Source organism: Agrobacterium tumefaciens str. B6, assembly GCF_001541315.1.
GTDB classification, from domain to species: domain Bacteria; phylum Pseudomonadota; class Alphaproteobacteria; order Rhizobiales; family Rhizobiaceae; genus Agrobacterium; species Agrobacterium radiobacter.
On sequence record NZ_LMVK01000034.1, the window covers coordinates 239,569 to 264,418 of the forward strand.

Here is a 24,850-nt window from a genome sequence, read left to right on the forward strand (position 1 = left end):
GGATCAGCCGCGGCCGCGATAGGTGGCAACGCCCTGATCCGGCAGCCACACGCCTTCAGGCGCCGGTCCGGTCTGCCAGAACACGTCAATCGGAATGCCGCCGCGCGGATACCAGTAAGCACCAATGCGCAGCCATTTCGGCTGCAGCAGTTCTACCAGCCGCTTGGCGATATAGACCGAGCAATCCTCGTGGAATGCGCCGTGGTTGCGGAAGGACTGCAAAAACAGCTTCAGCGACTTCGATTCCACCAGGAAATCGCCCGGAATGTAATCGATGACGATATGGGCGAAATCCGGCTGGCCGGTCATCGGGCAAAGCGAGGTGAATTCGGGCGCGGTGAAGCGCACGACATAATCGGTGCCGGCATTGCCGTTCGGCACTTTTTCGAGAACAGCCTTCTCCGGGCTCTCTGGCGTATCGACCTTCGTGCCCAGCTGCGACAGGCCGGAAACATCCGTCACGGACATGGAAAACTCCTGTTTATTTAAACAATCACTTTGACGCCATGCGCCTTTTCGCCTTCCGGCTCGACGTGAATGGCAAGGCTGGCGCCCGGTATGACGTCCCTTATGGCATCTTCAAGGCGGTCGCAAATATCATGCGCCTCCCGCACCGTCATGACGGCGGGAACGACGACGTGAAAATCGATGAAAGCGGCCGAACCGGCGCGGCGGGTTCTAAGATCATGCACGCCGATGACGCCGCCGGAATTTTCCGCGATCGCCTTCTTGATCGCCTCGTCCTCCTCCGGCTCCACCGCACGGTCCATCAAGCCGCCAAGCGAATGCAGAATGACTTTCGAGCCCTGGAAGAGGATGTTGACGGCCACCAGAATGGCGAGCAGCGGATCGAGAATGGCGTAACCCGTAAAAAGCGCCAGAACGAGGCCGACGAGAACGCCTGCCGAGGTCACGACGTCAGACATGATATGATGGCCGTCAGCCGCGAGCGCCGGTGAGGCATATTTCTTGCCGACACGGATGAGGATCGTCGCCCAGACAGCATTGATCGCACCCGCCGCCGCATTGATGACCAGACCGAGAACCGGCGCTTCCGGCAGCCTCGGATTGAAAAGAGCACCCCAGGCCTCCTGTACGATCAGGAGCGCGGCAACCACGATCAGCACACCCTCCACGACGGCAGAAATATACTCTGCCTTGTGGTGGCCGAACTGGTGGTCATCATCGGCCGGCTTCTGCGCATAGCGAATGACGAAATAGGCGATGAAGGCCGCGACCACATTGACGGTCGATTCCAGACCGTCAGATAAAAGCGCGACCGAGCCCGTGACCCACCAGGCCACGAGTTTGAGGCCCAGCACACCGAAAGAAAGCGGAATGCTCCAGAATGCGAGCTTCCTTACCAGCGCATTGCCTTCACTGTTCATTTTTGCCCCCGTGCGGATGCGAACGAATTGCATGACCGACTGCCAAAACGCACGAACCGCGCGCACGGGGTCTCCGTGCGCGCGGTTCGCAATTTGAGCGTTCTATCGTTCAAACGGAGCACAAGGTCAAGGGCATTGCGCTCACGCCAAAAGCATCACTCTTCGCTCTTCTGCTCGCAGAAACGAATGCGGTTGCCGAATGGATCGGTCACTTCCATCACATCGCCCCAGGGCAGTTCTTCAACACCCGGTTTCAGGAAGCGATAATCCTTCGCCGCCAGTTCCTGTTGATAGGTGTGAACGCCGCGCATGGTAGCGAAAATGTTGGAGCCCGGCGTCGCATCACCGTGATGACCGCTGAGATGAAGGCCCATTCCGGCCCGTGAAACCTGCATGTAGAGCGGGAAATTATCGCCGAAGCGGTGTTCCCAATCGACCTCGAAACCGAGAAAATCGACATAGAACTCCCGCGCCTTGGCTTCGTCGAATATCCTGACGATCGGGAATATCCGCTCGAAGCTGATGTCTCCAGCGTTTTGTGTCCCGGCATCACCCATGCTGCCTCAACCTCTTTTCGGACCCATAAAATGAAACCGGCCGCAACAGGTGCGGCCGGTACAGTCAGCTTATTCGGCTGCGACGATCTTGCCGTCCTGCCACTTGAACAGCGAGAAGGCCTGCGACGTCAGGTCGCCGTTTTCGCCATAGGTGACCTTGCCGATTGCCGTCGGGAAAGCGTCGCCGCTCTTCAGGGCCGTGGCGACCGCTTCGGAATCCTTGGCGCTTCCGGCTTTCTCGATGCCGGCCTTCAGGACTTCAACGGCAGCGTAAGCGTTGAGCGTGAAGGCTTCCGCCGGAATGTTGGCGGCCTTCAGCGCTTCGGCAGCAGCCTTGGAGTCGTCGTTCTTCAGCGCGTCGGAAGCGTTGGTGAAGATCGTGCCTTCGCCAGCCTGCGAACCGATGTTCCAGAACTCGCTGTTCGACAGGCCGTCACCGCCGATAACGGCAGCCTTGGAGCCGATGTCCTTCAGCTGGCGCACCAGAAGACCTGCTTCCGGGTGGTAACCGCCGAAATAGACGATGTCGGCATTGTCGGACTTCAGACGGGCCGTCAGCGCGCCGAGATCTTTTTCGCCTGGTGTCAGCGCATCATAGAGAACTTCGGTCACGCCACCGGCATTCAGCGTCGCCTTGAAGGAGTCCGCCAGACCTTTGCCGTAAGCGCCCTTGTCGTGAATGATGGCGATCTTCTTGTCCTTGAGGTTGGAAAGAACATATTTCGCCGCAACCTCGGCCTGCTGGTCGTCACGACCGCAGGTGCGGAAGACGTTGGCAAGGCCGCGGTTGGTCAGACCCGGTGCGGTCGCCGTCGGCGTCACCATCAGCACGCCGTTTTCGGCAAAGACATCCGATGCCGGAATGGCGACGCCCGAGGTCACCGGACCGACGACGAAGTGGATGCCTTCGGCAACCAGCTGGTTGGCCGCGGAAACGCCCTGCTTGGGCTCGCCGCCATCATCAGCGAGCTTCAGCACGACCTGTTCGCCGAGGATGCCGCCCTTTTTGTTGATTTCATTGACTGCCGTCTGGGCGCCGTTCTTGACCTGGTCGCCATAGGCGGCAACAGGACCGGTGAGCGGCGCAATCAGGCCGATGACGATTTCGGCATGAGCAAGGGGTGCGAATGCGAAGGACGCTGCGAGCGTCACGCTGGTCAATGTCTTCAGTTTCATCCTGGTGTCTCCTTAAAGGGGGTCGCGGACCCGGTGAGCGCCATGGGCGCCGACCGAATGAAACTATCGGACGCCTCCCGGCGAAAACTCGTTCCATTTTTGAATTCCGAGCCTTCCACTCAACTCATACGGAAGGTTTGATGATTTATGCAAGTCACCTTTGCTGGATTAGGTCTATTAGCGGTAAATCATTCGCCGGATCGGCCGTGATTGCGCCGTCTGAACGGACAAATCGACCTTCCGTAAACGCTTGGCGTTTGGCCGCCGCTGGAGGATAATACGCCATGATCGCAGCAGATGAAGAATTTCTGGCGGGCCTTCCCGTCTTCCGGCATTTTGAAGACGTGGCCGACCCGGCGCTTTATCGCGCCCTGCCGCCGGGATGGGGGCTGGCCATCGCCGATATCATTGATTCGACCGCGGCGATCGGCACCGGCCGATACAAGGCCGTCAACATGGCGGGTGCGGCGGTCATTTCAGGCGTTTCGAACAGTCTCGGACGTCACGACCTGCCCTTCGTTTTCGGCGGCGACGGCGCCGCCGTTGCCGTACCGCCCCAGGGGCTGCCTGTGGCGCGTGCAGCACTTTCGAATGTGCAGCGCTGGGTGAAGGATGACCTCGATCTTGCAATGCGCGTGGCCCTGGTCCCCGTCGAAGATATCCGCAAGAATGGTTTCGATATTCGCGTCGCCCGCTTTCAGGCAAGCGAGGATGTTTCCTACGCCATGTTTTCGGGCGGCGGTAACAGCTGGGCGGAAGCCCGGATGAAGGAGGGACAATATGCCCTGCCCGCAGCCGAAGCAGGCGAGCGCCCGGACCTGACGGGACTTTCCTGTCGCTGGAACCCCATTCCCGCCACCCGCGGCAAGGTGGTATCGATCATTGCCGTGCCGGGGCCGTCGCGGGACATGCCTGCATTCCGCCAGCTGGTCATCGATCTCGTCGATCTCGCCGAGCAGGACGCAAGACACGGCCATCCCGTGCCGGAGGATGGCCCAAAACTCGGTTTCGTGGGTGAGGGTCTCGGTCTGGAAGCCCGGGCCGGGGCTGCCTATCACGATGTCTGGGGCAAGATGCGCCGCTCGTTTCGCATTCTCGGCGAGTCCCTGCTCGTCAATCTTCTCAGCGTGACGGGGCTGTCGTTCGGACCGTTCAATGCGGTGCGCTATCGGCGCTCGGTCGCAAGCAATACTGATTTCAGAAAATTTGATGACGGACTGAAGATGACGGTGGATATCGACGCCTCACGGCTCGAAAAAATCCGCACGCGGCTCGAACAGGGTCGCCTATCGGGAAGCTGTTATTACGGCCTGCACGAACAGGATGCCGCCTTGATGACCTGTATCGTGCCGTCCCCGCTTTCCAAGGACCATATGCATTTCGTGGATGGCGCGGACGGCGGATATGCGGCTGCGGCAAGCCGCCTCAAGCAGCAGATACAATCTGCTGCGACGGGCTGAATACCACGCCGATACCAGCCCTCAATCTCTGTGCCTGGATGCACTACAGCGAAAGCCGACGAAAAGAAAAAACCGGCGTCGTGCGCCGGTTTCAATGGAGTGATACTGCCGGACCTTAACACGGCCGTGGGATCAGGCTGCGGTCTTGCTGCTCTTCTGCGCCTGGCAGTAAATTTCCTCGAGGGAGGCGAGGATTTTTTTCACGGATTCGGAGTTGCTGGAATAGTAGATGGTCTGCGCATCGCGTCGTGTCTTCACTAGTCGCTGGGCACGCAACTTCGAAAGATGCTGCGAGAGAGCGGACTGGCTGAGACCAACCTGTGAAGCGAGAACACCAACCGGCACTTCCGTATCCACCAGCGTGCACAAGATCATCAGGCGCTTTGGATTCGCCATAGCTGAGAGCAAGTCTGCAGCGGCGATGCTATGTTCCGACAGAGATTGGTTATCCATACGCTCAAGTCTCCTGATGACAGTCGAAAAAGACGGTCATGGTGGCTATTATAGGTGTTCCAAAAGGTGTTTTTATAATTCAGTTGATACGTTGTATATACCTAAATCTTGCTTATATCGCGTCCCTTTCAAAGACTATTCTTCATCGGTTATTTACTTAAGGTATTGTGATAAAATTATCAGCTTTTTGCTCGTTTTTTCACAGTCCAAGGATAAAAACATGTATTAGCAGCAGTATTTATAAGCAATAAACGATCAAAATTTGAGCGCTTCAATCTTAACACCCGGCGCCGGATTTTGGGGTGACAATCTATTACCACCTTAAATTTAGCAGCGAGCTAAAGAATCTAGATTAACTTTGCGCAATTTTCTCTAAGTTTGCAATATGATTTTTATTAGTAATTATTTTCATGCATAACTTGTGATATCAAAAATATTCTTTGCTACCGTGGGAAGGTATAACTTGCGCTGCAAAGATCTTGTAGAAACAGAAAAAGGGCCCTCCATGAAGGCCCTTTCTTTTTTCAGACGGGCGAATCACTATTTTTTGCGGTGACGCGTCAGCCCTGCCACGACTTCATCTGCGGAAATCGTGCCTATGATCGCGCCATTGTCGACGACGCCGATCGCTCCGGAGTTTTTTGACAGCGCATCGAGAATATCGATCAGCGGCGATGATGGACGGGCGGTGGCGGCGACGTTCATCTGGCCGTTGCGTTCGTCCACGCCCCGCTTCATCACATCGGCAGCAGTCAGCATGGAAATCGGGTTCATGTTCTGCACGAAATCCGCGACATATTGCGTGGCCGGCTGCTTGACGATCTGCTGCGGCGTTCCGCACTGGATGATGCGTCCGCCTTCCATCATGGCGATACGGTTGCCGATACGGAAGGCCTCGTCCAGATCGTGGCTGACGAAGAGGATAGTTTTCTTCAGCCGGCTCTGGAATTCCAGAAGCTCGTCCTGCAGGCGGCTTCTGATGAGGGGGTCAAGCGCCGAGAACGGCTCGTCCATCAACAGGATCGGCGCGCCGGTGGCAAACGCTCTCGCCAGCCCCACACGCTGCTGCATGCCGCCGGAAAGCTCTCCCACCTTGCGGTCGGCCCATGCGGAGAGATTGACCAGTTCCAGCTGCTCGGCCACCATGCGCTTGCGCTCGGCTTCCGGCACGCCGGAAAGCTCAAGCCCGAAGCCGACATTGTCGGCCACATTGCGCCAGGGCAGAAGACCGAATTGCTGGAAGACCATGGAAACCGTGTGCATGCGCAGATCGCGGAGCGATTTCGCGGGGCAGCGATAGGGATCGACATAGCCGGACTTGGTCTTCACGCCGACATTGCCGCGCACCACGGGCGCAAGCCCGTTGACGGCCCTGAGCAGGGTCGATTTGCCGGAGCCGGAAAGCCCCATCAGCACGAGTATCTCGCCTTCGCTGACCGAGAGCGAGGCATTGGCGACACCGAGAACCAGTCCGGTTTCGGTATTGATCTCGTCCCGCGTGCTGCCCTTGTCGATCAGCGGCAGCGCCGCATCGGGCCGGTCGCCGAAAACGATATCGACATTTCCGAAGATGATGGCGTCACTCATAGATCATCCTCCGCGCCGGGAAGGCGGAAAAGCCGGTCGAGAACGATCGCCAGGATGACGATGCACAGTCCCGCTTCGAAGCCCATGGCGATATTGACGGTGTTCAAGGCGCGCACGACAGGCACCCCGAGACCATTGGCGCCCACCAGCGCGGAAATGACCACCATCGACAGCGACAGCATGATCGTCTGGGTGAGGCCGGCCATGATCTGCGGTGCGGCGAAGGGAAGCTCCACCTTGCGCAATACTTGCGAAGGCGTCGCACCAAAGGCGACGGCCGCCTCGACCAGCGACGGCGGCGTCGAGACGATGCCGAGGCGGGTGAGGCGCACGGGAGCCGGAATGGCGAAGATGACGGTGGCGATGAGGCCCGGAACCATGCCGAGACCGAACAGCACCAGCGCCGGAATGAGATAGACGAAAGTGGGGATGGTCTGCATCAGATCCAGCGCCGGGCGCATGCCGGCATAGATCCACTTGCGTCGGGCCGCCAATATGCCGAGCGGTATACCGATGATCATGCACACGGCGCTGGCGGCGATGACCAGCGCCAGCGTTTCCGTCGTCGCTTTCCAGTAGCCGAGATTGATGATGAGCAGCAGCCCGAGCGCGGTAAAGATGGGCATGCCGACGGAGCGGCGCGTCCAGGCCGAAAGCGCCGTCAAGATCACGACGATGACCAGCGGATGCGGCGCCTGCAGCACATAAAGCAGGGCGTTGATGACGCTTTGGAAAATGAAGGAAAGCCAATCGAAGAAAAAAGTGAGATTGCCGGTCAGCCAGTCAATGGCCTCCTTGGCATATCGGCCGACGGGCAGGCGGTTTTCAGGAGCGCTGAGCCATTCCACGGTAAGAAAAGACCTTTCGTGAATTAAAACAATTCCAGCAAAAATGCGTAGCGGTTTTGCGTCCGGAATTGCGCAGACAACAAAGGAATGGAGCATCGTCATCCCGTTTTACCGGAATTGCTCCAATGCAGAAATGACGGCCGGCAATAAAACTGCCGGACGCGGTGCTGGCGCATGACCTTCAATGTCTGAAAATTCACAGGCAAGGTCATGCATGGGCATCGTTATTTCCCGCTGATCCGGCCTGCCATGCAGGCCGGATGCAGTCATGCATAGTCTTGCGGTTTAAAGGCCGAGAGCCTTCTTTACGGTGGGCAGGGCGTCGGCGCTGCCGTCCTTGGTCTTGACGTTGGCGAGCCAGGGTTCGATCGCCGCCGGGTTGGCCTTCAGCCAGGCGGTTGCAGCCGCCTCGCCCTCAAGGCCGTCATTCAGGATCTTGCCCATGATCTCGTTTTCCATGGGCAGGGAAAATTGCAGGTTCTTGAGGAAAGCGCCGACATTCGGGCATTCCTCGACGTAACCCTTGCGGACATTGGTATGGATCGTCGCGCCGCCGAGGTTGGGGCCGAAGACCTCGTCGCCGCCGGTCAGATAGGTCAGCTTGAAATTCGCATTCATCGGATGCGGTTCCCAGCCGAGAAAGACGATCGGCTCGCCGGATTTTTCCGCGCGGGCCACCTGGGAGAGCATGCCCTGCTCGGACGATTCGACCACCTCGAATGATTTCAGTCCGAAACTGTCCTTGGTCACCATGTCGAGAATCAGGCGGTTGCCGTCATTGCCGGGTTCGATGCCATAGATCTTGCCGCCAAGATCAGCACTGTGGGCGGCGATATCCTTGAAATCCTTGATGCCGAGTTCGGCGCCCTTGGCGTTGGTCGCCAGCGTGTATTTGGCGCCGGTCAGGTTTTCCCGAAGCGTCTCGACAGACTTGTCTTCGCGATAAGGCGCAATATCGCCTTCCATGGTCGGCATCCAGTTGCCGAGGAAGACGTCAATGTCCTTGTTTTTGAGGGATGTGTAGGTAACGGGGACGGAGAGAAGCTTGACGTCCGTTTCATAGCCAAGGCTTTTCAGAAGGACGGTGGCTGTCGCCGTTGTGGCGGTGATGTCGGTCCAGCCCACATCGGAAAAACGCACCGTGCCGCAACTTGCCGGTTCGGCGGCGCTGGCCGCGCTGAACGTCATGGAGGAGATTGCTGCGGCCAAGACCAGACAGCGACTTCTATTTGCAAACATCGCTTGCTCCCTGTTTTTTCGTTCCCTTGCCATTATCAATATCTGCCGGACACAATCAACTCGCGTGCATTTGCGTGCTTTGGCCCACCGTTTGCGACAAAATGGTGAAAATGTCGGTATTCAGCGGTGCAATGTCGAAAAAGGGCAGGCCGTAGAAATCTGTGTTTTTCCCACGGCCATACTTTTCAATCAGCGTCTTCCTCGTCAAAAGACGCAGGATGCAGCATCGGCTGGAGAACCGGGACCGGTTTGTGAGGCATGGTGTGCCGATTGAAGAGGTTGGGGCATTCATACGCGGGTGCTCCGGGAGTGGATAATGGCAAAACTCTATTTCAATTATTCGACGATGAATGCCGGCAAATCGACCATGCTGCTGCAGGCGTCCTATAATTATCACGAACGCGGCATGCGCACGCTGATCTTCACCGCGGCCTTTGACGACCGGGCGGGCGTCGGCCGCGTTGCCTCGCGCATCGGCCTGTCCTCCGACGCCCTGACCTTCGATGAAAATACCGACCTGTTCGCCGAGGTATCGGCCCACAATGCCGAAGGGCCGGTCGCCTGCGTTTTCGTCGATGAGGCCAATTTCCTCTCCGAACACCATGTCTGGGAGCTTGCCGAGATTGTCGACCAACTGAACATTCCGGTCATGACCTACGGCCTGCGCACGGATTTCCAAGGAAAGCTTTTTCCGGCCTCGAAAGAACTCCTCGCCATTGCCGACGAGCTTCGCGAAATCCGCACCATCTGCCATTGCGGCCGCAAGGCAACGATGGTGGCCCGCTTCGACAATGAAGGAAAGGTCGTGACGGAAGGCGCACAGATCGATGTCGGCGGTAACGAGAAATATGTTTCCTTCTGCCGCCGCCACTGGGTGGAGACGTTCAAGGGCGAGTGAGCATCTGCGTCCGGTTGCCGCATTTGATTTTCCGCAAAGATGGCTGCCCTGCTCCCGGGCTAAGTCGACAGCGACACATTCGCGTGGATGTGCTTTCTCTCAGGAGCAAAATTATGCAGAACAGAACTGCCAAATTCGCCGGCCTCGCCATTCTCGCAGGTCTTTTCGCCTTTCCCGCCCTTTCTGCCGAAATCGAAGTGAAGATGCTCAACAAGGGCAGCGATGGCCAGGCGATGGTCTTCGAACCCGCGACCGTCAAGGCCGCCGTCGGCGACGTCATCACCTTCGTCCCGGTCGACAAGGGTCATGATGCGGCAGCCGTGAAGGACATGATCCCTGAGGGTGTCGCCGACTTCAAGGGCAAGATGAACGAGACGGTGAAGGTGACGGTCGAGAAGGAAGGCGCCTACGTCGTCAAATGCACACCGCATCTCGGCATGGGCATGATCGCGCTCGTCGTCGTTGGCGATGCGGCACCGGCCAATCTGGACGCCGTCAAGAACGGCAAACTGCCGAAAAAGGCGCGCGACCGGCTGAATGACGAGATCGCCAAGCTCGGCCTCTAACCGCATATCCCTTCGGTTCCGCGGCGGCCGTTGTTCCACAATCGGTGTGGAAAGCCATAACGGCCGGCGCGGACCGCAGGTTGAGAAAAGTTTCGCAATCATGTTGTATCCCGGTTGACCGGGACATATCTGGAAGACAGTAAATGACCGCGGTTTATACGAAGCGCCGAAGGGTGCGGCCGGACCGAGGTTCTTTCTTCCGGCGTCCAGCCCCACGGGCAGAGGAGACTATGACGACATGATCGACCGGATCACCGCCTGGATTCAGGCAGCCTTCAGCGCCATCGGCAGGGCCGCCGGTCTTCTCGTCGCCTGGCTTTTGTGGCCCTTCATGGCCGCCCATGGCTGGTATCAAGGCCGCAACTGGATCATCAAGGGCCCGATCGCTCTGGTTCTCATCCTGCTTGCCGGCTTTTACGGATATTTCGTCTGGCAAACGCAGGTCTGGAGCAATTTCGATCCGGATTACATTTCCCGTTACAAGCTTGCCGAACGTACCGTGCCGCCCGGACAGGAATTGCCGGCCGCCAGCCCGACTTCGCCCGCCGGCGCAACGGGTGCCGCCGCCAACACATCCGCGCCTGTTTGCCAGCGTTCGGCCATCGTCGACGCCGCCGCCGATCTCACCGATTTCAACGTCAACCAGAACGCCTGGATTTCCTCCATGCTGCTCTATCGTCTCGGCCTCTTCGGCATGGACTGGGACAGCACGCCGTTTCTGGACAACAAGGCCTCGTTCCAGCGCGGTGTAAACCAGGCCGTGCGCCGCACCTCTGTTGAACTGGTGGATACGCTCGGCCGCGTGCGCGGAACCTCCGGCATCAATAACAATCTCCAGGAAGCGCGCGGCAACATGCAGTTCAGCGAATATTCCTGGTATTTCGGTCTCGATCCCTTCGGCCCGAAGACGCCGACCCCCAGCTATTACCGCGCCGCCATCCGCAGCTTCCAGGCCTTCAACGGCGAACTCACGGCCTGCAAGGCGGTTTTTGACACCCGCGCCGACAACCTGATCCAGTTCATCGATCGTATCGCCGGCGACATCGGTTCGACTTCGGCGATCCTTCGCGAGCGTTCGGAAAACTATAATGGCGGCTGGTTCGACACCCGCGCCGATGACCGCTTCTGGTTCGCTTATGGCCAGCTCTACGGTTATTATGGCGTGCTTTCCGCCGCCGGATCGGACTTCGCGCAGGTCATCCGCGAGCGTAACCTGACAAACCTGTGGAACGACACGCTGTTGCAAACCCGCGCGGCGCTGCGCATCCAGCCGGCGATCATTTCCAATGGTGAGGAAAGCGGCTGGATCATGCCGTCGCACCTCGCCACCATGGGATTTTACGTTTTGCGAGTGCGCTCGAATCTCGTCGAGCTTCGCTCGGTTCTCGACCGGTAAGGCAGAGGCCTCCCCCGGACGACAGGTTCGATCAGTCTATCAGGCCAAGGCGTATAGCCTTGGCCACGAGCTGGGTGCGGTTGACGCAGTCGAGCTTGCGGATGGCGTTGTTCATATAGGCATTGACGGTATGTTCCGAGATGGAGAGAAGCTCGGCGATCTCCACGGAGGTCTTTCCCTGCGCCGTCCAGCGCACGACGTCGAGTTCCCGTTTCGTCAGTGGCGAGGGACCCCTGGAATTGGCGCGACAAAGGCGGTCATAAACCTCCAGCGCATGCAGCACGATCATGCTCAGCTCGTTCAGCGAGGCTTGCGGCAGGACATCGCGATCGCCTGCGAAATTCATCAGATGCCGGTTGCCGTACATGCCGTGCACCGGCACCATGAGACCGGAGGTAATGCCCATGCTGCTTAGCGAGGCCGCCGCATGCAGCAGCGGTCCACCGGCAATATCCGGGTCCTGCAGCGACCAATATTGCGGCATCATCGATGACGCGCCGCGCTTGATGACGGGACAATCCCCAAGTGCGCCATCCTTGGTCATCGCATTCACAACCCAGATCGGCAGGCTGCTTTCAACGACCGTGGGCAAGGCATAAACATTTTGGCCGCCGGGTAACCGCAGCAGGGTCACATAAGCGTAACCGAAGGCGCGCATCACCTCCCGCAGCGCCTCCAGCCATTGGGATTTGTCGGCCGCAGCCGACAGATCGTCACAAAGTCTGGCCTGGCGCTCCGTCTTCGCCATTCACGCGCCCTCGCCGCGCCGGGACGCGCTGCCCGGAGCGAGAAACATGCGGCATGGCCAGGACGGGGTTGCGACCTTCATATCGGCTGGACCATCCTGATCAAAGCACCGGCTTTTCGGATTTGTCCTTCGGCTTTGCCATCAGTTTTTCGAGGAAACCGAGCATGACCGCCGAGACGACAAAAGCCAGATGAATGATGGTGAACCACATCAGCTGGCTGTCCGTATACTGGCTGGCGTTGAGGAATATCTGCAGCAGGTGGATCGATGAAATCGCCACGATCGACGACGCGACCTTGATTTTGAGGCTGCCCGAGTCGAGCTTGCCCAGAAACGAAACCTCGGCATCCGACTCGTCGAAGCGGCTGACGAAGTTCTCGTAACCGGAGATCATCACCATGACGATCAGGCTGGCGACCAGCGCCGCATCGATCAGCCCGAGCATGGCAAGGATCATATCCGCTTCGTCGTAAGTGAAGACGTTTTTTGCAACCTTCAGAAACTTGAGCATGAAGGAAAATGCATAAACCGCGAGCGCCGCAACGAGCCCGAGATAAAAGACCACAAGCAGCCAGCGGCTGGAGAGAATGATCCGCTCGACGAGCAGTTCAAGAGACTTCATTTCCGTATCCGATTAATAATCTGTTTATTGTTTCGCCATGTAAACTGGCTGCCAATATCCTAGCAAGCGGCAATGTCGGGACTTTGACCGTATCGCGGCGTTTTCGCACCCATTCGCCGGCCAGACGCCGCTGGGGGATAAGCGTCGTATTTTTGCAACATACCGTTATGCTTTAAAACATGATGTAAAAAGTCATATATAATATGTTGACAGTTATCATCATGTTTTTTAGTCCTCGATTATCGGCTCGCCCGTAACAATCAAAACAGTTTCAGCCGCGGCGGCAAACGCGGCGTGCTTTCGCACGCCGTGGCCTATTCGCGCGTCTACCTGGGGGTACTTCATGTCCATTTCGCGCACGCAGTCCGCGTTGCTTCTGTGCACTGCCATCTCTCTCCTGCCGCTTGTCGGCCCTGCACGGGCGCAGGATGCCGCTTCGCAGGCGGACGACACCACGACGCTTGAAAAGATCGTGGTCAAGGGCAAGCGCGTCAAAAGCGCCAATGCCGCCGCCGACACGCCGCTGGCAAGCCAGACCACGGCGGAAGACATCCGCAAGAAGGACATCGGCAGCATCAAGGACCTCGGCAACAGCACGGAGCCGGGCGTCGATTATGTCGATGCCAAGCCCGGCCGGCCCGGCGGCCTGTTCATTCGCGGCCTCGGTGGCGCGCGCGTCGTCACTTTGATCGACAATATTCCCGTTCCCTTCTTCGAAAACTTTGCCCGGCAGGGTCAGGCCACCACTACATTGAGCAATACGAATTCGAGCTTCGATTTTTCCTCGCTTTCGACTGTTGATGTCGTGCGCGGCGCCGATTCCAGCCGCATCGGTTCCGGCGCTCTCGGCGGCGCGCTCGTGTTGCGCACGCTCGAGCCGGAAGACCTGATCGGCGAAGGCAGGGACTGGGGCGGCGTGGCCAAGACCACCTATGACAGCGAAGACAGAAGCGTCGGCGGATCGATCGCCGTCGCCAAGAAGATCGAGAACACCTCGGTCCTGTTCCAGGGCTCCTACAAGCGCGGCAACGAAACGGACAACAAGGGCACGGCCGATGTCTACGGAACGCGCCGCACCAAGCCCAACCCCGCCGATACCTATGAAAGCAACCTGATGTTCAAGATCCGCCAGGATCTTGAAGGTGGCCACCGCATCGGGCTGACGGCCGAGCGTTATTCGCTGAGAGACCGCAGTGACATGAAGACCCTGCAGGGCGTCAGCGTATCGGGATCGACCTACCGGATCGGCGACTACCGGGGTTACGAGGATACCGAGCGTGACCGCGTATCGCTCGATTATGAATACGAGGCGCCCTCGACCGACGGCGTGATCGACGCCGCCAATCTCTCGCTTTACTGGACGCGCCTTTCCAAGGAGTCCGGCGCGGGCGACCGCCTGACCAACAATTCGCTCTATATTCGCGAAGACAGCATGCGCAATAGCGCATTCGGCATCGTCGGCGGCCTCGAATCCGGTTTCGAGCTTGGCGGCGTGCAGCACACAGTCCGCTTCGGCGGCAACGCCATGACGACCGATTTCAGCCAGGAACTGTTCGCCAACACGGCCGGATCGACCTCGTCTTCGCAATCGGACATGCCTGACGTGAGCGGCAAGAGCCTCGGCCTTTATCTCGATGACGAAATCGCCTTCGGCAACGGCTTCCGTCTTACCCCTGGCCTGCGCTTCGATTCCTACGACTACGACCCTGACGGTTCGGTTTCCAGCAATGGCGGCTACAGAACCTTCGGCCTGCCGAGCGGCAACAGCGGCTCACGCTTTTCGCCGAAGCTTCTTGCAACTTACGACGTCACCCCGGAACTGCAGCTCTTCGCACAATGGTCGATGGCCTATCGTGCCCCGACGATCAACGAACTGTACCTGAACTTCTCCAACATCAGCTCCGGCTACGCTGTTGTCGGCAATTCCGCCCTCAACCCCGAGACCAGCAATGGTTTCGAAATCGGCGCGAACTATGCCTCCGGCGACCTTACCGGAAGCCTGACGCTGTTCCACAACAAGTACAAGAACTTCATCGAGCAATACACGACCTCGACCACCCTGTTCCCCGGCTTCGGCGGCAGGGGCAACGGATCGCTCTTCACCTATCGCAACCGCAACAATGTCGAAATCTCCGGTGTCGAAGCCAAGGTCCGCAAGGATCTCGCAAACGGCTTCTTCGCCCATGCCTCGCTTGCCTACGCCTATGGCAAGGACACCGATACCAACGAGTTCATTCGCACGGTCGCGCCGTTCAAGTCCGTCCTCGGCGTCGGTTATGCGCAGGATGTCTGGGGGACGGAACTGACCGGCGTCTTCTCGTCCGGCATGCGTGACGACAGGGTGGCCAACACCTTCGATGCCCCTGGCTACGGCGTCTTCAACCTGACCGGCTGGTGGGAGCCGGAACAGACCAAGGGCCTGCGCATCCAGGCCGGTATCTACAACCTGTTTGACAGGAAATACTGGAATGGGGTCGGCGTCCGCGACGTGAACCCGAATTCCGTCAGCACCGTCAACCAGCCGGTCGATTTCTATACGGAAGCCGGCCGCACCTTCAAAATCTCCCTGACCCAGAAATTCTAAATCCGGGTGGAAATATCATCTCCAGTCGGGGCGGCCTTCGGGTCGCCCCTTTTTTGTCAGCGGCAATAGAGATAACCGCCTTTTCGCTCCAGCACGTCGAGATGCAGGTGATCCTGATGGGTGGCGTCGCTGCCGGGCGAAAGAACCGTGCGGAAGAACAGGCAGGCGGCGGCGGTGATGGTGCGCTGGAAAGCGCCTTCCGGCGTCCCGTCCTCGACCCGCGGCTTCATCACCAGCGGCTCGCCCTTGTCAAAAGCGATCGTGGAAATATCCACGGCATTGCCCTTGGCATGTTCGGAAATCTTGCCGTTTTCCGCGCTGTTGCGGTTGCGGCAGATATAGGTCGAGGCATTGGCGATGGCCGTCACCTTTTTCTCCGGCAAAGCGAGAGCCGCCGCCGGCAACATCATCTCCTTGGTCCAGCGGGAAAGCGCAAGCGCGGTTTCGCAACGCATGGTGCCCGAGGGTTCCAGCTTGATACCGGGCAGAACCACGGAAAGCTCGACAGGCGCTTCGATGCCGCACCCCTGCTCGGCATCGCGGATCGGCTCAAGCTGCTTGAACTCAGCGCCGATCTCCTTCAACGCGCCAAGGCATGCCGCAAGTGCGGCCGGATCTTCCGGTTTCACCGGCTCCGGTGGCTTCTCGTCGGGTTTGGCCGCCTCGTCACCGGGCTTCTTACGCTCCCCGTCGTCCTTGCCCTCGCCTTCCCTTCTGGCGTCATCGGAACCTTTATCAGCGGGTGTCTTTTCATCATCCGATTTCTGCTCCTCCGAAGCCTGCGGCTTCGCGTCCGGTTTCTGCTCTTCCGGGCGCTGCGGTTTAGGGGCCGGTTTCGGCGCTTCCGCCGGGCTTTGCGGCATCTCGTCCGATGGTTTTTCAGAGGGGGTGGAGGATTGCCCCTCGCCGGGTTTTGGCTGCGGCACCGGTACCTGCGCCGGCGGTTCAGAGGCGGAAATCAATGCGAGGGGGGCTACCAGAAGACACAGGCGATGAAGCATTTTTCGGGGCACTCCTGACCGTTTCGGCAGGAGAGCAACGCAGCGGCGGCCGGTAAGGTTCACTCCCTTGCCGAAATCCGCTTGCCAAGGCGGATCGTGCACGCTAACAATTTTCCCATGAATATCGTGTCTAAGAACATTGCTAACTGGTGGTGGGGCAGCTTTTCGCGGCCTTGACCAGTCATGTCTTCAGACAAAGTCCAAGCCGCCCGAATTTTCAGGCGGCTTTTTTGTTATTTTGCCGCCTGTCATCGGGCCTGAACAACAGGAAGTACGAAAGAAATGGTAACGATCATTCAGGATGACGGAGCGGAAACCTACGAGACGAAAGGCGGCATCAAGGTCAGCCGAAAACGCCGGCCCGCCGACTATGCCAACGCCATCGATAATTATATCGAAAAGCTCGATTCCCATCGCGGCGCGGTATTCTCGTCCAACTATGAATATCCCGGCCGTTACACCCGCTGGGATACGGCCATCATCGATCCGCCGCTCGGTATCTCCTGTTTTGGCCGCAAGATGTGGATCGAGGCCTATAATGGCCGTGGCGAAGTGCTGCTTGGCTTCATCACCGAAAAGCTGAAGGCGACGCCCGATCTCACGCTTGGCGCTTCCACCACGCGCCGCCTCGATCTCACCGTCAACGAGCCGGACCGCGTCTTCACCGAGGAAGAACGTTCGAAAATCCCGACCGTCTTCACTGCGCTGCGCGCCATCGTCGACCTTTTCTATTCGAATGCGGATTCGGCAATCGGCCTGTTCGGCGCTTTCGGTTACGATCTCGCTTTCCAGTTCGACGCCATCAAGCTGTCGCTGGCGCGGCCGGAAGACCAGCGCGACATGGTGCTGTTCCTGCCCGATGAAATCCTCGTCGTTGACCATTATTCCGCCAAGGCCTGGATCGACCGTTACGATTTCGAAAAGGCAGGCGTGACGACGGACGGCAAGTCCTCCGAAATCACACCCGAGCCGTTCAAGACCACCGACACGATCCCGCCCAAGGGCGATCACCGTCCCGGCGAATATTCCGAACTTGTCGTGAAGGCCAAGGAAAGCTTCCGCCGCGGCGATCTGTTCGAGGTCGTTCCCGGCCAGAAGTTCATGGAACGCTGCGAAAGCAATCCATCAGCGATTTCGCGCCGCCTGAAGGCGATCAATCCCTCGCCCTATTCCTTCTTCATCAATCTCGGCCACCAGGAATATCTGGTCGGCGCGTCGCCGGAAATGTTCGTGCGCGTCTCCGGCCGCCGCATCGAGACCTGCCCGATCTCAGGCACCATCAAGCGCGGTGACGACCCGATTGCTGATAGCGAGCAGATCCTGAAACTGCTCAACTCGAAAAAGGACGAATCCGAGCTGACCATGTGCTCGGATGTGGACCGCAACGACAAGAGCCGCGTCTGCGAGCCGGGTTCGGTGAAGGTCATCGGTCGTCGCCAGATCGAGATGTATTCGCGCCTCATCCACACGGTCGACCACATCGAGGGTCGCCTGCGCGACGATATGGACGCCTTTGACGGCTTCCTCAGCCACGCATGGGCCGTCACCGTCACCGGTGCGCCAAAGCTGTGGGCCATGCGCTTCATCGAAGGCCATGAAAAGAGCCCGCGCGCCTGGTATGGCGGCGCGATCGGCATGGTCGGCTTCAACGGCGACATGAATACCGGCCTGACGCTGCGCACCATCCGCATCAAGGACGGCATCGCAGAAGTGCGCGCCGGTGCGACGCTGCTCAACGATTCCAATCCGCAGGAAGAAGAAGCAGAAACCGAACTCAAGGCCTCCGCCATGATATCAGCCATTCGCGATGCAAAGGGCACCAACTCGGCCGCCACCAAGCGCGATGCCGCCAAGGTGGGCAACGGCGTCAAGATCCTGCTCGTCGATCACGAGGACAGTTTCGTGCACACGCTGGCGAATTATTTCCGCCAGACGGGTGCCACGGTTTCCACTGTCAGATCGCCGGTCGCAGCTGATGTGTTCGATCGCTTCCAGCCCGATCTGGTCGTGCTCTCGCCCGGACCGGGCAGCCCGACGGATTTCGACTGCAAGGCGACGATCAAGGCCGCACGCGCCCGTGACCTGCCGATCTTCGGCGTCTGCCTTGGCCTTCAGGCGCTGGCGGAAGCCTATGGCGGCGAGCTTCGCCAGCTTGCGGTGCCGATGCACGGCAAGCCCTCGCGCATCCGCGTGCTGGACCCCGGCCTCGTCTTCTCCGGTCTCGGCAAGGAAGTGACCGTCGGCCGTTACCACTCGATCTTCGCCGACCCCGCCACCCTGCCGCGTGATTTCATCATCACAGCGGAAAGCGAGGACGGCACGATCATGGGCATCGAACACGCCAAGGAACCCGTTGCCGCCGTTCAGTTCCACCCGGAATCGATCATGACGCTCGGCCAGGACGCCGGCATGCGCATGATCGAGAATGTCGTGGTGCATCTGACCCGCAAGGCGAAAACCAAGGCGGCATGATGGTGGCTACCGACGCCATCAGCATCGAACCCATCCGGGCGGAGCACGTTGAAAGCTTTCACCGTGCTCTCGATGCGGTATCGCGCGAGCGGAAATATCTGAGCTTCCTGGAAGCGCCGCCGCTCGATTCGGTACGCGCCTTCGTTCTCGACATGATCGAAAACGACCATCCGCAATTCGTGGCGATTGCGGATGGGGAGGTGGCCGGCTGGTGCGATATTCGCCGCCAGAGCAGGGCAACCCGCGCCCATTGCGGCACGCTCGGCATGGGCATCCTTCCCGCCTATCGTGACAAGGGACTTGGCGCGCGGCTGATGCGGCGGACACTCGATGCCGCCCGTCAATGCGGGCTGCACCGTGTCGAGCTAAACGTGCATGCGGACAATGCGAGAGCAATTGCGCTTTATGAAAAGATCGGGTTCGTGCATGAAGGCCGGGGCCGTGACGCCGTCCTGATCGACGGGCGTCACATCGACAGCCTCAACATGGCGATCATCTTCGGCAGCTAACCCCTCGGCAGCGACGCCGAAATACACAGGGCGAATTTCTTCAGAAGCTGCATGTCGAAGTGCCCCTCCCGGCGCAGCATCCACGTCAGCGCTTCATTCGCCGTCCACGGCTTCTTGTAGGGCCTGACCGAGGTCACGGCGTCATAGACATCGCAGACCGCCGCGATACGGGCGTAAAGGCTGATCTCGCTGCCTGCACGGCCGCTCGGATAACCGCCGCCATCCATCCGCTCATGATGATTGAAGCAGACATCGAGCACCATCTCGGGCATCTGTGCGTTGCGTGACAATATATCCCGGCCGAATGCCGGGTGAAGATTGATGATCTCCCGCTCGCTGGCGCTCAATCCTTCCGCCTTGTTGAGGATCGAAGAGGGGATTTCCACCTTGCCGATATCGTGCAGCAACCCGCTGATGCCGAGCAGATTGACCGTTCCCCTGTCGAGCCCGAGATAATTACCGAAAAGAATCATCAGGCCGCTGACGGAGACCGAGTGCACAAACGTTGTTTCGTCTTTCGATTTCAGGCGGGTGACGCCGATGAAAATCGCCGGGTTCGACTGCACGGCATCGGAAATCTTGCCCGCCGCCGCAGCCATGCCCTTCAGCGAGACACTGCCGCCGGCTTCAGCGGAGGCAAAGGTTTCGGCAATGGTATCGGCGGCCGAGCGTACGGCATGGGTAACGGCAGCCACGGTTTCCGGGCAATTGCACAATGGCGGTGAAACGGCTGCAGAACGCTTGCTGCCTTCGGTGTCGTGCCCCTTGGCCGTGTTGATGACGATGCTTTCGGCGCCGCTCAATTTCAATTGACGCATTAATTCCTCATGCCGCAAAAGAAAGCGGTGCCGCTTTAAAAATCCCTGGTTCGAAAGCGTTCCTTCGACCGCTTCGATAAACATGCCAAGCGTCAGTTGCTGGGTGGAAATTCGTTTGAGCATCAGATGCTTTTATTTTCCTTCCCGGGAATGATAACCTGAAACCGCAATTCAAAAAAATGTCGGCGCGCAACCGGCTAAACTATAAAGGTGAAGTCAAGCCTTCCCAACTTGCCTAAACCTGGGCCTTGAAAGATTAGATAACACAAATATGAAAATTTTTTACTCCGGATATATTTAAAACTCAAAGAATCAATCCGAATAGACCAAGAAACAACCTTAGAATGTAAATAGTAAAAACTATCGCATACGACGCAAATCAGGAGCCGAAGAAACCCGCATGAATTCCAGACTTGAAACGCGCATCGACCAGGGTACGGGCCGTGAACCGGCGGACATGGTTCTCAAGGGCGGACGCTTCTTCGACCTCGTTACCGGAGAACTCGTCGCGTCGGATATCGCCATATGTGGCGACACCATCGTCGGCACCTGCGAAAACTACAAGAGCCGACAGGAAATCGACATTTCCGGAAAGATCGTCGTTCCGGGTTTCATCGATACGCATCTCCACATCGAATCGTCACTGGTGACACCGCACGAATTCGACCGCTGCGTTCTGCCCTATGGCGTTACCACCGCCATCTGCGACCCGCACGAGATCGCCAATGTTCTCGGTGTTGAGGGGCTTCAGTTCTTCCTCGACAGCGCCATGGAAACCATCATGGACATTCGCGTGCAGCTCTCCTCCTGCGTGCCCGCGACCCATCTGGAAACATCAGGCGCCGATCTGCCGATCGAAAAGCTGCTGCCGTTCCGCGATCATCCGAAGGTCATCGGCCTTGCCGAATTCATGAATTTTCCCGGCGTCATCCACAAGGACCCGGTGTGCATGGCAAAGCTCGAGGCCTTCCAGGGCCAGCATATCGACGGGCACGCGCCACTTCTGTCCGGAACGGCGCTGAACGGTTATCTCGCCGCCGGCATCCGCACCGAACATGAATGCACCAGCGCCCCGGAGGCGCTGGAGAAAATCCGCAAGGGCATGCATATTCTGGTGCGCGAAGGCTCGGTCTCGAAGGACCTGCACGCCCTGATGCCAATCATAACCGAGCGACTGTCGCCCTATCTGGCGCTCTGCACCGATGACCGCAACCCGCTCGATATCGCCGAACAGGGCCATCTCGACTATATGATCCGCACGGCGATCGCCAGCGGCGTCGAGCCGCTCGCCATCTACCGCGCCGCCTCGATTTCCGCCGCCAAGGCCTTCGGCCTGCGCGATCGTGGTCTCGTTGCACCGGGCTGGCGCGCCGATCTCGTGGTCGTCGACAGCCTGCAGAACTGCAAGGCCAGCATGGTGCTTTCCGGTGGCCGGATCGTCGATGACGCCCTGTTTGCCACCCGCAAACCGGTTGCACCCGTGGGTCTCGACAGCGTCAAGGCAAGGCCGGTGCTGGCGGCCCATTTCGGCGTGCCGGTCACGGAAGGCGAAAGCCCGGTCATGGGCGTGCTTCCCGGCAAGATCATTACCGAGCACCGCCGCTACAAGCTGCCGACGGATGGCAACCAGACCACCGTCGATCTTGAGAACGACATCATCAAGGTTGCCGTCATCGAACGCCATGGCAGGAACGGCAACCACGCCAATGGTTTCGTTCAGGGCTTCGGCCTGAAGAAGGGCGCGATCGCCTCAACCGTCGGCCATGACAGCCACAATATCTGCGTCGTCGGCGTCAACGAGGACGACATGGCGCTGGCCGCCAACCGGCTCGGCGAAATCAAGGGCGGTTTCGTGGTGGTGGAAGACGGCAGGGTCACCGGCGAGATCGCTTTGCCCGTGGCCGGGCTGATGAGCCTCGAACCCTATGAGACCGTTCGCGATACGCTGCACACACTCAGAAAAGCAGCCTATGCGCTCGGCACGACGCTGGAAGAACCCTTCCTGCAAGTGGCCTTCCTGCCGCTGCCCGTCATTCCGCATTTGAAGATTTCGGATATGGGCATGGTGGATGTGGATCGGTTTGCGCTGATCTGATTGGCGGAAAAGGCCTCGGCGGAAGACGGGAAACACGCATGAAACGCCAGCCTCATTCCTGTGCTTGTCGCAGGAATCCAGTCGACGCGCGTCTGCGCGGCGAGAGAGTCTTTTCAGCCCAACGACTTGGGCTGGCTAGATTCCTGTGACAAGCACAGGAATGAGGGAAGCATCTACTGTGCCTCTGCCCCTCAATCCGAAGGCAGAAGCTTGCGGAAATAAACCACCCGCTCCGTTTCCTCAAATCCCAGCGCCGCATGCATGCGATGGGAATCGACATTTGCAATATCGGCATCGGATGCGAGTTCGCTGACGCCCTGGCTGATGGCCCAGCGGGTTACTTCGGCCACGAGCGCTGCGGCAACGCCCTGTCTGCGAAACGTCTCCTCGACATAAATTCCCTCGAGAAACGCCACGGGCGACGTGTCGCAGCCGTTGACGTAATCCCGCCGCAGACTGACCTCGGCAAAACCAATGGCCGCTCCCGCCGGATCGTGGACAATAAATCCAGCCCCGGCGTCGGAGACGTCCTGCAACTCCGCCCTATGTTCGTCAGGCGTGGTATCCGGCCACAGGCGGTGTCGCAAAAGACACCAGTCATCCCGATAGTCGGCAGCGTTTCCGATGACGAATGGACCGCTCATACAACTGTCCCGCAAAACACATCCAGCCCATCGAGCTTGACAATCCCCGCATCGAACAGCGGCGCGAAACCCGGCATCGGCAGGATATCCGTGACCCGCATGCCTTTCGGTATCGGAAATTCCAGGGCCTCGCGCGTCAGATTGAAAACGAACAGCAGTTTTTCGTCGCCCTTCTGGCGCGTGAAGGCCAGCACATCGAGATTGGTCTTGATGAAGTGCATGTCCCCATCGCGCAGCGCGCCGTGACCTTTGCGGAAAGACAAAACCGCACGATAGTGGTTCAGAACCGAATCCGGCTTGCGCTCCTGCGCATCCACGGCCTGCATGGCATGGACATAGGGCACCGGCAACCAGGGCTTTTCAGCGCTTGAAAAGCCGGCATTCGGCTTGCCGGTCTCCCACACCATCGGCGTGCGGCACCCGTCACGGCCCTTAAAGGCGGGCCAGAAGCGGATGCCGTAGGGATCGCGCAAATCCTCGAAGGCAAGTTCGGCCTCGGTCAAACCCAGCTCCTCGCCCTGATAAAGGCAGATGGAGCCGCGCAGGCTGGCGAGGACACAGATGGCGAGCTTCGCAACCCGTGTCTGTTCTTCAGTACCTTCGGAAAACCGGCTGAGGTGTCGCACCACGTCATGGTTGGAAAAGGCCCAGCAGACCCAGCCATCCGTTACCACCTTGCCGAAGGTCTCGACCGAACCGCGTAAGTGTTTGGCGCTGAAATCCGGTCCCAGCAGATCGAAGGTGTAGCACATGTTAAGCTTGTCGTTGCCGGACGTATAGGCCGCAACCGTCTTCAGCGACCGAGCCCCGTCACCCACCTCGCCCACCGTGGCGCGGCCTTCATATTCATCGAGCAGCGCGCGGAAACGCTTCAGGAAAGCCACGTTTTCCGGCCGTGTCTTGTCGTAGAGATGATCCTGCATGCCATAGGGATTGACGTCGGACGCATCGAGACCAAAACTTTCCTCGTCGAAAAGCGGCGGGTTGTCGCGCAAAAGCTTGTCGTGGAAATAGTGGTTGACGGTATCGAGCCGGAAACCGTCCACGCCGCGATCCAGCCAGAAGCGCACGGTTTCGAGAAGAGCATCCTGAACCTCGGGATTGTGAAAATTCAGGTCCGGCTGCGAGGCGAGGAAGCTGTGCATGTAATATTGCTTGCGCACGCCGTCCCATTCCCAGGCCGGTCCGCCGAACACGGAAAGCCAGTTTGTCGGCGCCGTGCCATCCGGCTTGGGATTGGCCCAGACATACCAGTCGGCCTTGCTGTTGGTGCGGCTGGCACGGCTGTCCACGAACCAGGGATGCTGATCTGACGTGTGCGAAATGACCTGATCGATGATGACCTTCAAGCCCAGCCGGTGCGCCTCGGCCATCAGGGCGTCGAAATCGGCAAGCGTGCCGAACATCGGATCGACATTGCAATAATCGGAAACGTCATAACCCATATCGGCCATGGGCGAGGTGAAGAAAGGCGAGAGCCAGATGGCGTCGAGACCGAGCGAGGCGATATAGGGCAGACGTTTCGTCACCCCGGCAAGATCGCCATATCCGTCACCGGTCGTATCCTGAAACGAGCGCGGATAAACCTGATAGATCACCGCTCCCTTCCACCAGTCCGATTGCGCTTGGGGTTTGTGGACCGGGGCATGGGTTAGCGGCATGGGCGATCTCCTGATGGTTTGAGCGGAGAATATAAAGCCGACGCGGCCGCGTAAACCGGAACTTCGCACATGCACAAACGGCCAAAACCGCCCTTGTCAGCGGCGCGCACTCGTCGTAAGCCGCATGG

General features: G+C 58.9%; 23 protein-coding genes. 9 read left to right on the forward strand and 14 right to left on the reverse strand.

Annotated features, from left to right (window positions below; translation table 11 throughout):
* Positions 1-3: 3 nt before the first annotated feature.
* From queF to ASB65_RS20270, 4 genes are all read right to left on the reverse strand, one after another.
* Positions 4-468 carry a preQ(1) synthase gene (queF, locus tag ASB65_RS20255; RefSeq protein ID WP_004430149.1) on the reverse strand — a complete coding sequence of 155 codons (465 nt, stop codon included), beginning with the start codon at positions 466-468 and terminating at the stop codon, positions 4-6.
* Positions 469-485: 17 nt separating this feature from the next.
* On the reverse strand, positions 486-1,388 hold the full coding sequence (locus tag ASB65_RS20260) for a cation diffusion facilitator family transporter (RefSeq protein ID WP_035212697.1): 903 nt from the start codon (positions 1,386-1,388) through the stop codon (positions 486-488).
* A 155-nt stretch (positions 1,389-1,543) separates the two neighbouring features.
* Complete coding sequence (locus ASB65_RS20265) at positions 1,544-1,945, reverse strand: glyoxalase superfamily protein (RefSeq protein ID WP_004430143.1); 402 nt, start codon at positions 1,943-1,945, stop codon at positions 1,544-1,546.
* A gap of 69 nt (positions 1,946-2,014) precedes the next feature.
* Entirely contained in the window at positions 2,015-3,121 is a 1,107-nt protein-coding gene (locus ASB65_RS20270; protein ID WP_060725172.1) for a branched-chain amino acid ABC transporter substrate-binding protein, read from the reverse strand.
* Positions 3,122-3,405: 284 nt separating this feature from the next.
* Between ASB65_RS20270 and ASB65_RS20275 the strand changes: the two genes are divergently transcribed.
* A complete protein-coding gene (locus tag ASB65_RS20275; protein WP_060725173.1) occupies positions 3,406-4,581 on the forward strand; it encodes a DUF3095 domain-containing protein in 1,176 nt (391 codons plus the stop codon).
* Positions 4,582-4,713: 132 nt separating this feature from the next.
* On the opposite strand, the gene ASB65_RS20280 is transcribed toward ASB65_RS20275, so the two are convergent.
* From ASB65_RS20280 to ASB65_RS20295, 4 genes are all read right to left on the reverse strand, one after another.
* The gene (locus tag ASB65_RS20280) at positions 4,714-5,034 is read right to left on the reverse strand and encodes an ArsR/SmtB family transcription factor (protein WP_003524068.1); all 321 of its coding nucleotides are present in this window, start codon (positions 5,032-5,034) and stop codon (positions 4,714-4,716) included.
* Positions 5,035-5,574: 540 nt separating this feature from the next.
* Positions 5,575-6,621, reverse strand: a complete 1,047-nt coding sequence (gene choV / locus ASB65_RS20285) for a choline ABC transporter ATP-binding protein (RefSeq protein ID WP_004430131.1) — start codon at positions 6,619-6,621, stop codon at positions 5,575-5,577.
* Positions 6,618-7,469, reverse strand: a complete 852-nt coding sequence (gene choW, locus ASB65_RS20290) for a choline ABC transporter permease subunit (RefSeq protein ID WP_060725263.1) — start codon at positions 7,467-7,469, stop codon at positions 6,618-6,620. Before choW ends, choV begins: the two co-directional genes overlap by 4 nt.
* A gap of 285 nt (positions 7,470-7,754) precedes the next feature.
* Positions 7,755-8,708 carry a choline ABC transporter substrate-binding protein gene (locus tag ASB65_RS20295; protein ID WP_060725174.1) on the reverse strand — a complete coding sequence of 318 codons (954 nt, stop codon included), beginning with the start codon at positions 8,706-8,708 and terminating at the stop codon, positions 7,755-7,757.
* Here ASB65_RS20295 and ASB65_RS28580 point away from each other — a divergent pair.
* The 4 genes from ASB65_RS28580 (at position 8,611) to ASB65_RS20315 (ending at position 11,568) form a co-directional block, all read left to right on the forward strand.
* Positions 8,611-8,982 carry a hypothetical protein gene (locus tag ASB65_RS28580; RefSeq protein WP_162266791.1) on the forward strand — a complete coding sequence of 124 codons (372 nt, stop codon included), beginning with the start codon at positions 8,611-8,613 and terminating at the stop codon, positions 8,980-8,982. The genes ASB65_RS20295 and ASB65_RS28580 overlap by 98 nt on opposite strands.
* Before the next feature lie 42 nt (positions 8,983-9,024).
* Entirely contained in the window at positions 9,025-9,606 is a 582-nt protein-coding gene (locus ASB65_RS20305) for a thymidine kinase (RefSeq protein WP_060725175.1), read from the forward strand.
* Positions 9,607-9,719: 113 nt separating this feature from the next.
* Positions 9,720-10,172 carry a pseudoazurin gene (locus ASB65_RS20310; protein ID WP_004430118.1) on the forward strand — a complete coding sequence of 151 codons (453 nt, stop codon included), beginning with the start codon at positions 9,720-9,722 and terminating at the stop codon, positions 10,170-10,172.
* Positions 10,173-10,410: 238 nt separating this feature from the next.
* On the forward strand, positions 10,411-11,568 hold the full coding sequence (locus ASB65_RS20315; RefSeq protein WP_004430117.1) for a DUF2333 family protein: 1,158 nt from the start codon (positions 10,411-10,413) through the stop codon (positions 11,566-11,568).
* A gap of 31 nt (positions 11,569-11,599) precedes the next feature.
* On the opposite strand, the gene ASB65_RS20320 is transcribed toward ASB65_RS20315, so the two are convergent.
* Together ASB65_RS20320 and ASB65_RS20325 are read right to left on the reverse strand one after the other, a co-directional pair.
* Positions 11,600-12,316, reverse strand: coding sequence for a helix-turn-helix transcriptional regulator (locus ASB65_RS20320; protein ID WP_004430116.1), 717 nt, complete (start codon positions 12,314-12,316; stop codon positions 11,600-11,602).
* 100 nt (positions 12,317-12,416) lie between these two features.
* Positions 12,417-12,938, reverse strand: coding sequence for a TIGR00645 family protein (locus ASB65_RS20325; protein WP_004430114.1), 522 nt, complete (start codon positions 12,936-12,938; stop codon positions 12,417-12,419).
* A gap of 343 nt (positions 12,939-13,281) precedes the next feature.
* On the opposite strand from ASB65_RS20325, the gene ASB65_RS20330 reads away from it, so the two are divergent.
* A complete protein-coding gene (locus ASB65_RS20330; protein WP_060725176.1) occupies positions 13,282-15,522 on the forward strand; it encodes a TonB-dependent hemoglobin/transferrin/lactoferrin family receptor in 2,241 nt (746 codons plus the stop codon).
* A 56-nt stretch (positions 15,523-15,578) separates the two neighbouring features.
* On the opposite strand, the gene ASB65_RS20335 is transcribed toward ASB65_RS20330, so the two are convergent.
* On the reverse strand, positions 15,579-16,523 hold the full coding sequence (locus ASB65_RS20335) for an extensin family protein (protein WP_060725177.1): 945 nt from the start codon (positions 16,521-16,523) through the stop codon (positions 15,579-15,581).
* A gap of 282 nt (positions 16,524-16,805) precedes the next feature.
* On the opposite strand from ASB65_RS20335, the gene ASB65_RS20340 reads away from it, so the two are divergent.
* Positions 16,806-18,995, forward strand: coding sequence for an anthranilate synthase (locus ASB65_RS20340; RefSeq protein ID WP_060725178.1), 2,190 nt, complete (start codon positions 16,806-16,808; stop codon positions 18,993-18,995).
* Complete coding sequence (locus tag ASB65_RS20345) at positions 18,992-19,504, forward strand: GNAT family N-acetyltransferase (protein ID WP_020011418.1); 513 nt, start codon at positions 18,992-18,994, stop codon at positions 19,502-19,504. Before ASB65_RS20340 ends, ASB65_RS20345 begins: the two co-directional genes overlap by 4 nt.
* Here ASB65_RS20345 and ASB65_RS20350 read toward each other — a convergent pair.
* A complete protein-coding gene (locus ASB65_RS20350) occupies positions 19,501-20,445 on the reverse strand; it encodes an HD-GYP domain-containing protein (protein ID WP_060725179.1) in 945 nt (314 codons plus the stop codon). The two genes, ASB65_RS20345 and ASB65_RS20350, sit on opposite strands and share 4 nt — an antisense overlap.
* Before the next feature lie 277 nt (positions 20,446-20,722).
* Between ASB65_RS20350 and ade the strand changes: the two genes are divergently transcribed.
* On the forward strand, positions 20,723-22,417 hold the full coding sequence (gene ade / locus ASB65_RS20355; protein WP_060725180.1) for an adenine deaminase: 1,695 nt from the start codon (positions 20,723-20,725) through the stop codon (positions 22,415-22,417).
* A gap of 191 nt (positions 22,418-22,608) precedes the next feature.
* Here the strand turns inward: ade and aac(6') are convergent, their stop codons facing one another.
* Both aac(6') and ASB65_RS20365 read right to left on the reverse strand, forming a co-directional pair.
* A complete protein-coding gene (gene aac(6'), locus ASB65_RS20360) occupies positions 22,609-23,061 on the reverse strand; it encodes an aminoglycoside 6'-N-acetyltransferase (protein ID WP_060725181.1) in 453 nt (150 codons plus the stop codon).
* Complete coding sequence (locus ASB65_RS20365) at positions 23,058-24,722, reverse strand: alpha-glucosidase family protein (RefSeq protein WP_060725182.1); 1,665 nt, start codon at positions 24,720-24,722, stop codon at positions 23,058-23,060. The genes aac(6') and ASB65_RS20365 overlap by 4 nt, the downstream gene beginning before the upstream one ends.
* Between the last annotated feature and the right edge of the window lie 128 nt (positions 24,723-24,850).

Bases quoted from the DNA above. Each gene is read 5' to 3' on its own strand.
- queF (WP_004430149.1), bottom strand. From the start codon at position 468: ATGTCCGTGACGGATGTTTCCGGCCTGTCGCAGCTGGGCACGAAGGTC.
- ASB65_RS20260 (WP_035212697.1), bottom strand. From the start codon at position 1,388: ATGAACAGTGAAGGCAATGCGCTGGTAAGGAAGCTCGCATTCTGGAGC.
- ASB65_RS20265 (WP_004430143.1), bottom strand. From the start codon at position 1,945: ATGGGTGATGCCGGGACACAAAACGCTGGAGACATCAGCTTCGAGCGG.
- ASB65_RS20270 (WP_060725172.1), bottom strand. From the start codon at position 3,121: ATGAAACTGAAGACATTGACCAGCGTGACGCTCGCAGCGTCCTTCGCA.
- ASB65_RS20275 (WP_060725173.1), top strand. From the start codon at position 3,406: ATGATCGCAGCAGATGAAGAATTTCTGGCGGGCCTTCCCGTCTTCCGG.
- ASB65_RS20280 (WP_003524068.1), bottom strand. From the start codon at position 5,034: ATGGATAACCAATCTCTGTCGGAACATAGCATCGCCGCTGCAGACTTG.
- choV (WP_004430131.1), bottom strand. From the start codon at position 6,621: ATGAGTGACGCCATCATCTTCGGAAATGTCGATATCGTTTTCGGCGAC.
- ASB65_RS20295 (WP_060725174.1), bottom strand. From the start codon at position 8,708: ATGTTTGCAAATAGAAGTCGCTGTCTGGTCTTGGCCGCAGCAATCTCC.
- ASB65_RS20305 (WP_060725175.1), top strand. From the start codon at position 9,025: ATGGCAAAACTCTATTTCAATTATTCGACGATGAATGCCGGCAAATCG.
- ASB65_RS20310 (WP_004430118.1), top strand. From the start codon at position 9,720: ATGCAGAACAGAACTGCCAAATTCGCCGGCCTCGCCATTCTCGCAGGT.
- ASB65_RS20315 (WP_004430117.1), top strand. From the start codon at position 10,411: ATGATCGACCGGATCACCGCCTGGATTCAGGCAGCCTTCAGCGCCATC.
- ASB65_RS20320 (WP_004430116.1), bottom strand. From the start codon at position 12,316: ATGGCGAAGACGGAGCGCCAGGCCAGACTTTGTGACGATCTGTCGGCT.
- ASB65_RS20325 (WP_004430114.1), bottom strand. From the start codon at position 12,938: ATGAAGTCTCTTGAACTGCTCGTCGAGCGGATCATTCTCTCCAGCCGC.
- ASB65_RS20330 (WP_060725176.1), top strand. From the start codon at position 13,282: ATGTCCATTTCGCGCACGCAGTCCGCGTTGCTTCTGTGCACTGCCATC.
- ASB65_RS20335 (WP_060725177.1), bottom strand. From the start codon at position 16,523: ATGCTTCATCGCCTGTGTCTTCTGGTAGCCCCCCTCGCATTGATTTCC.
- ASB65_RS20340 (WP_060725178.1), top strand. From the start codon at position 16,806: ATGGTAACGATCATTCAGGATGACGGAGCGGAAACCTACGAGACGAAA.
- ASB65_RS20345 (WP_020011418.1), top strand. From the start codon at position 18,992: ATGATGGTGGCTACCGACGCCATCAGCATCGAACCCATCCGGGCGGAG.
- ASB65_RS20350 (WP_060725179.1), bottom strand. From the start codon at position 20,445: ATGCTCAAACGAATTTCCACCCAGCAACTGACGCTTGGCATGTTTATC.
- ade (WP_060725180.1), top strand. From the start codon at position 20,723: ATGAATTCCAGACTTGAAACGCGCATCGACCAGGGTACGGGCCGTGAA.
- ASB65_RS20365 (WP_060725182.1), bottom strand. From the start codon at position 24,722: ATGCCGCTAACCCATGCCCCGGTCCACAAACCCCAAGCGCAATCGGAC.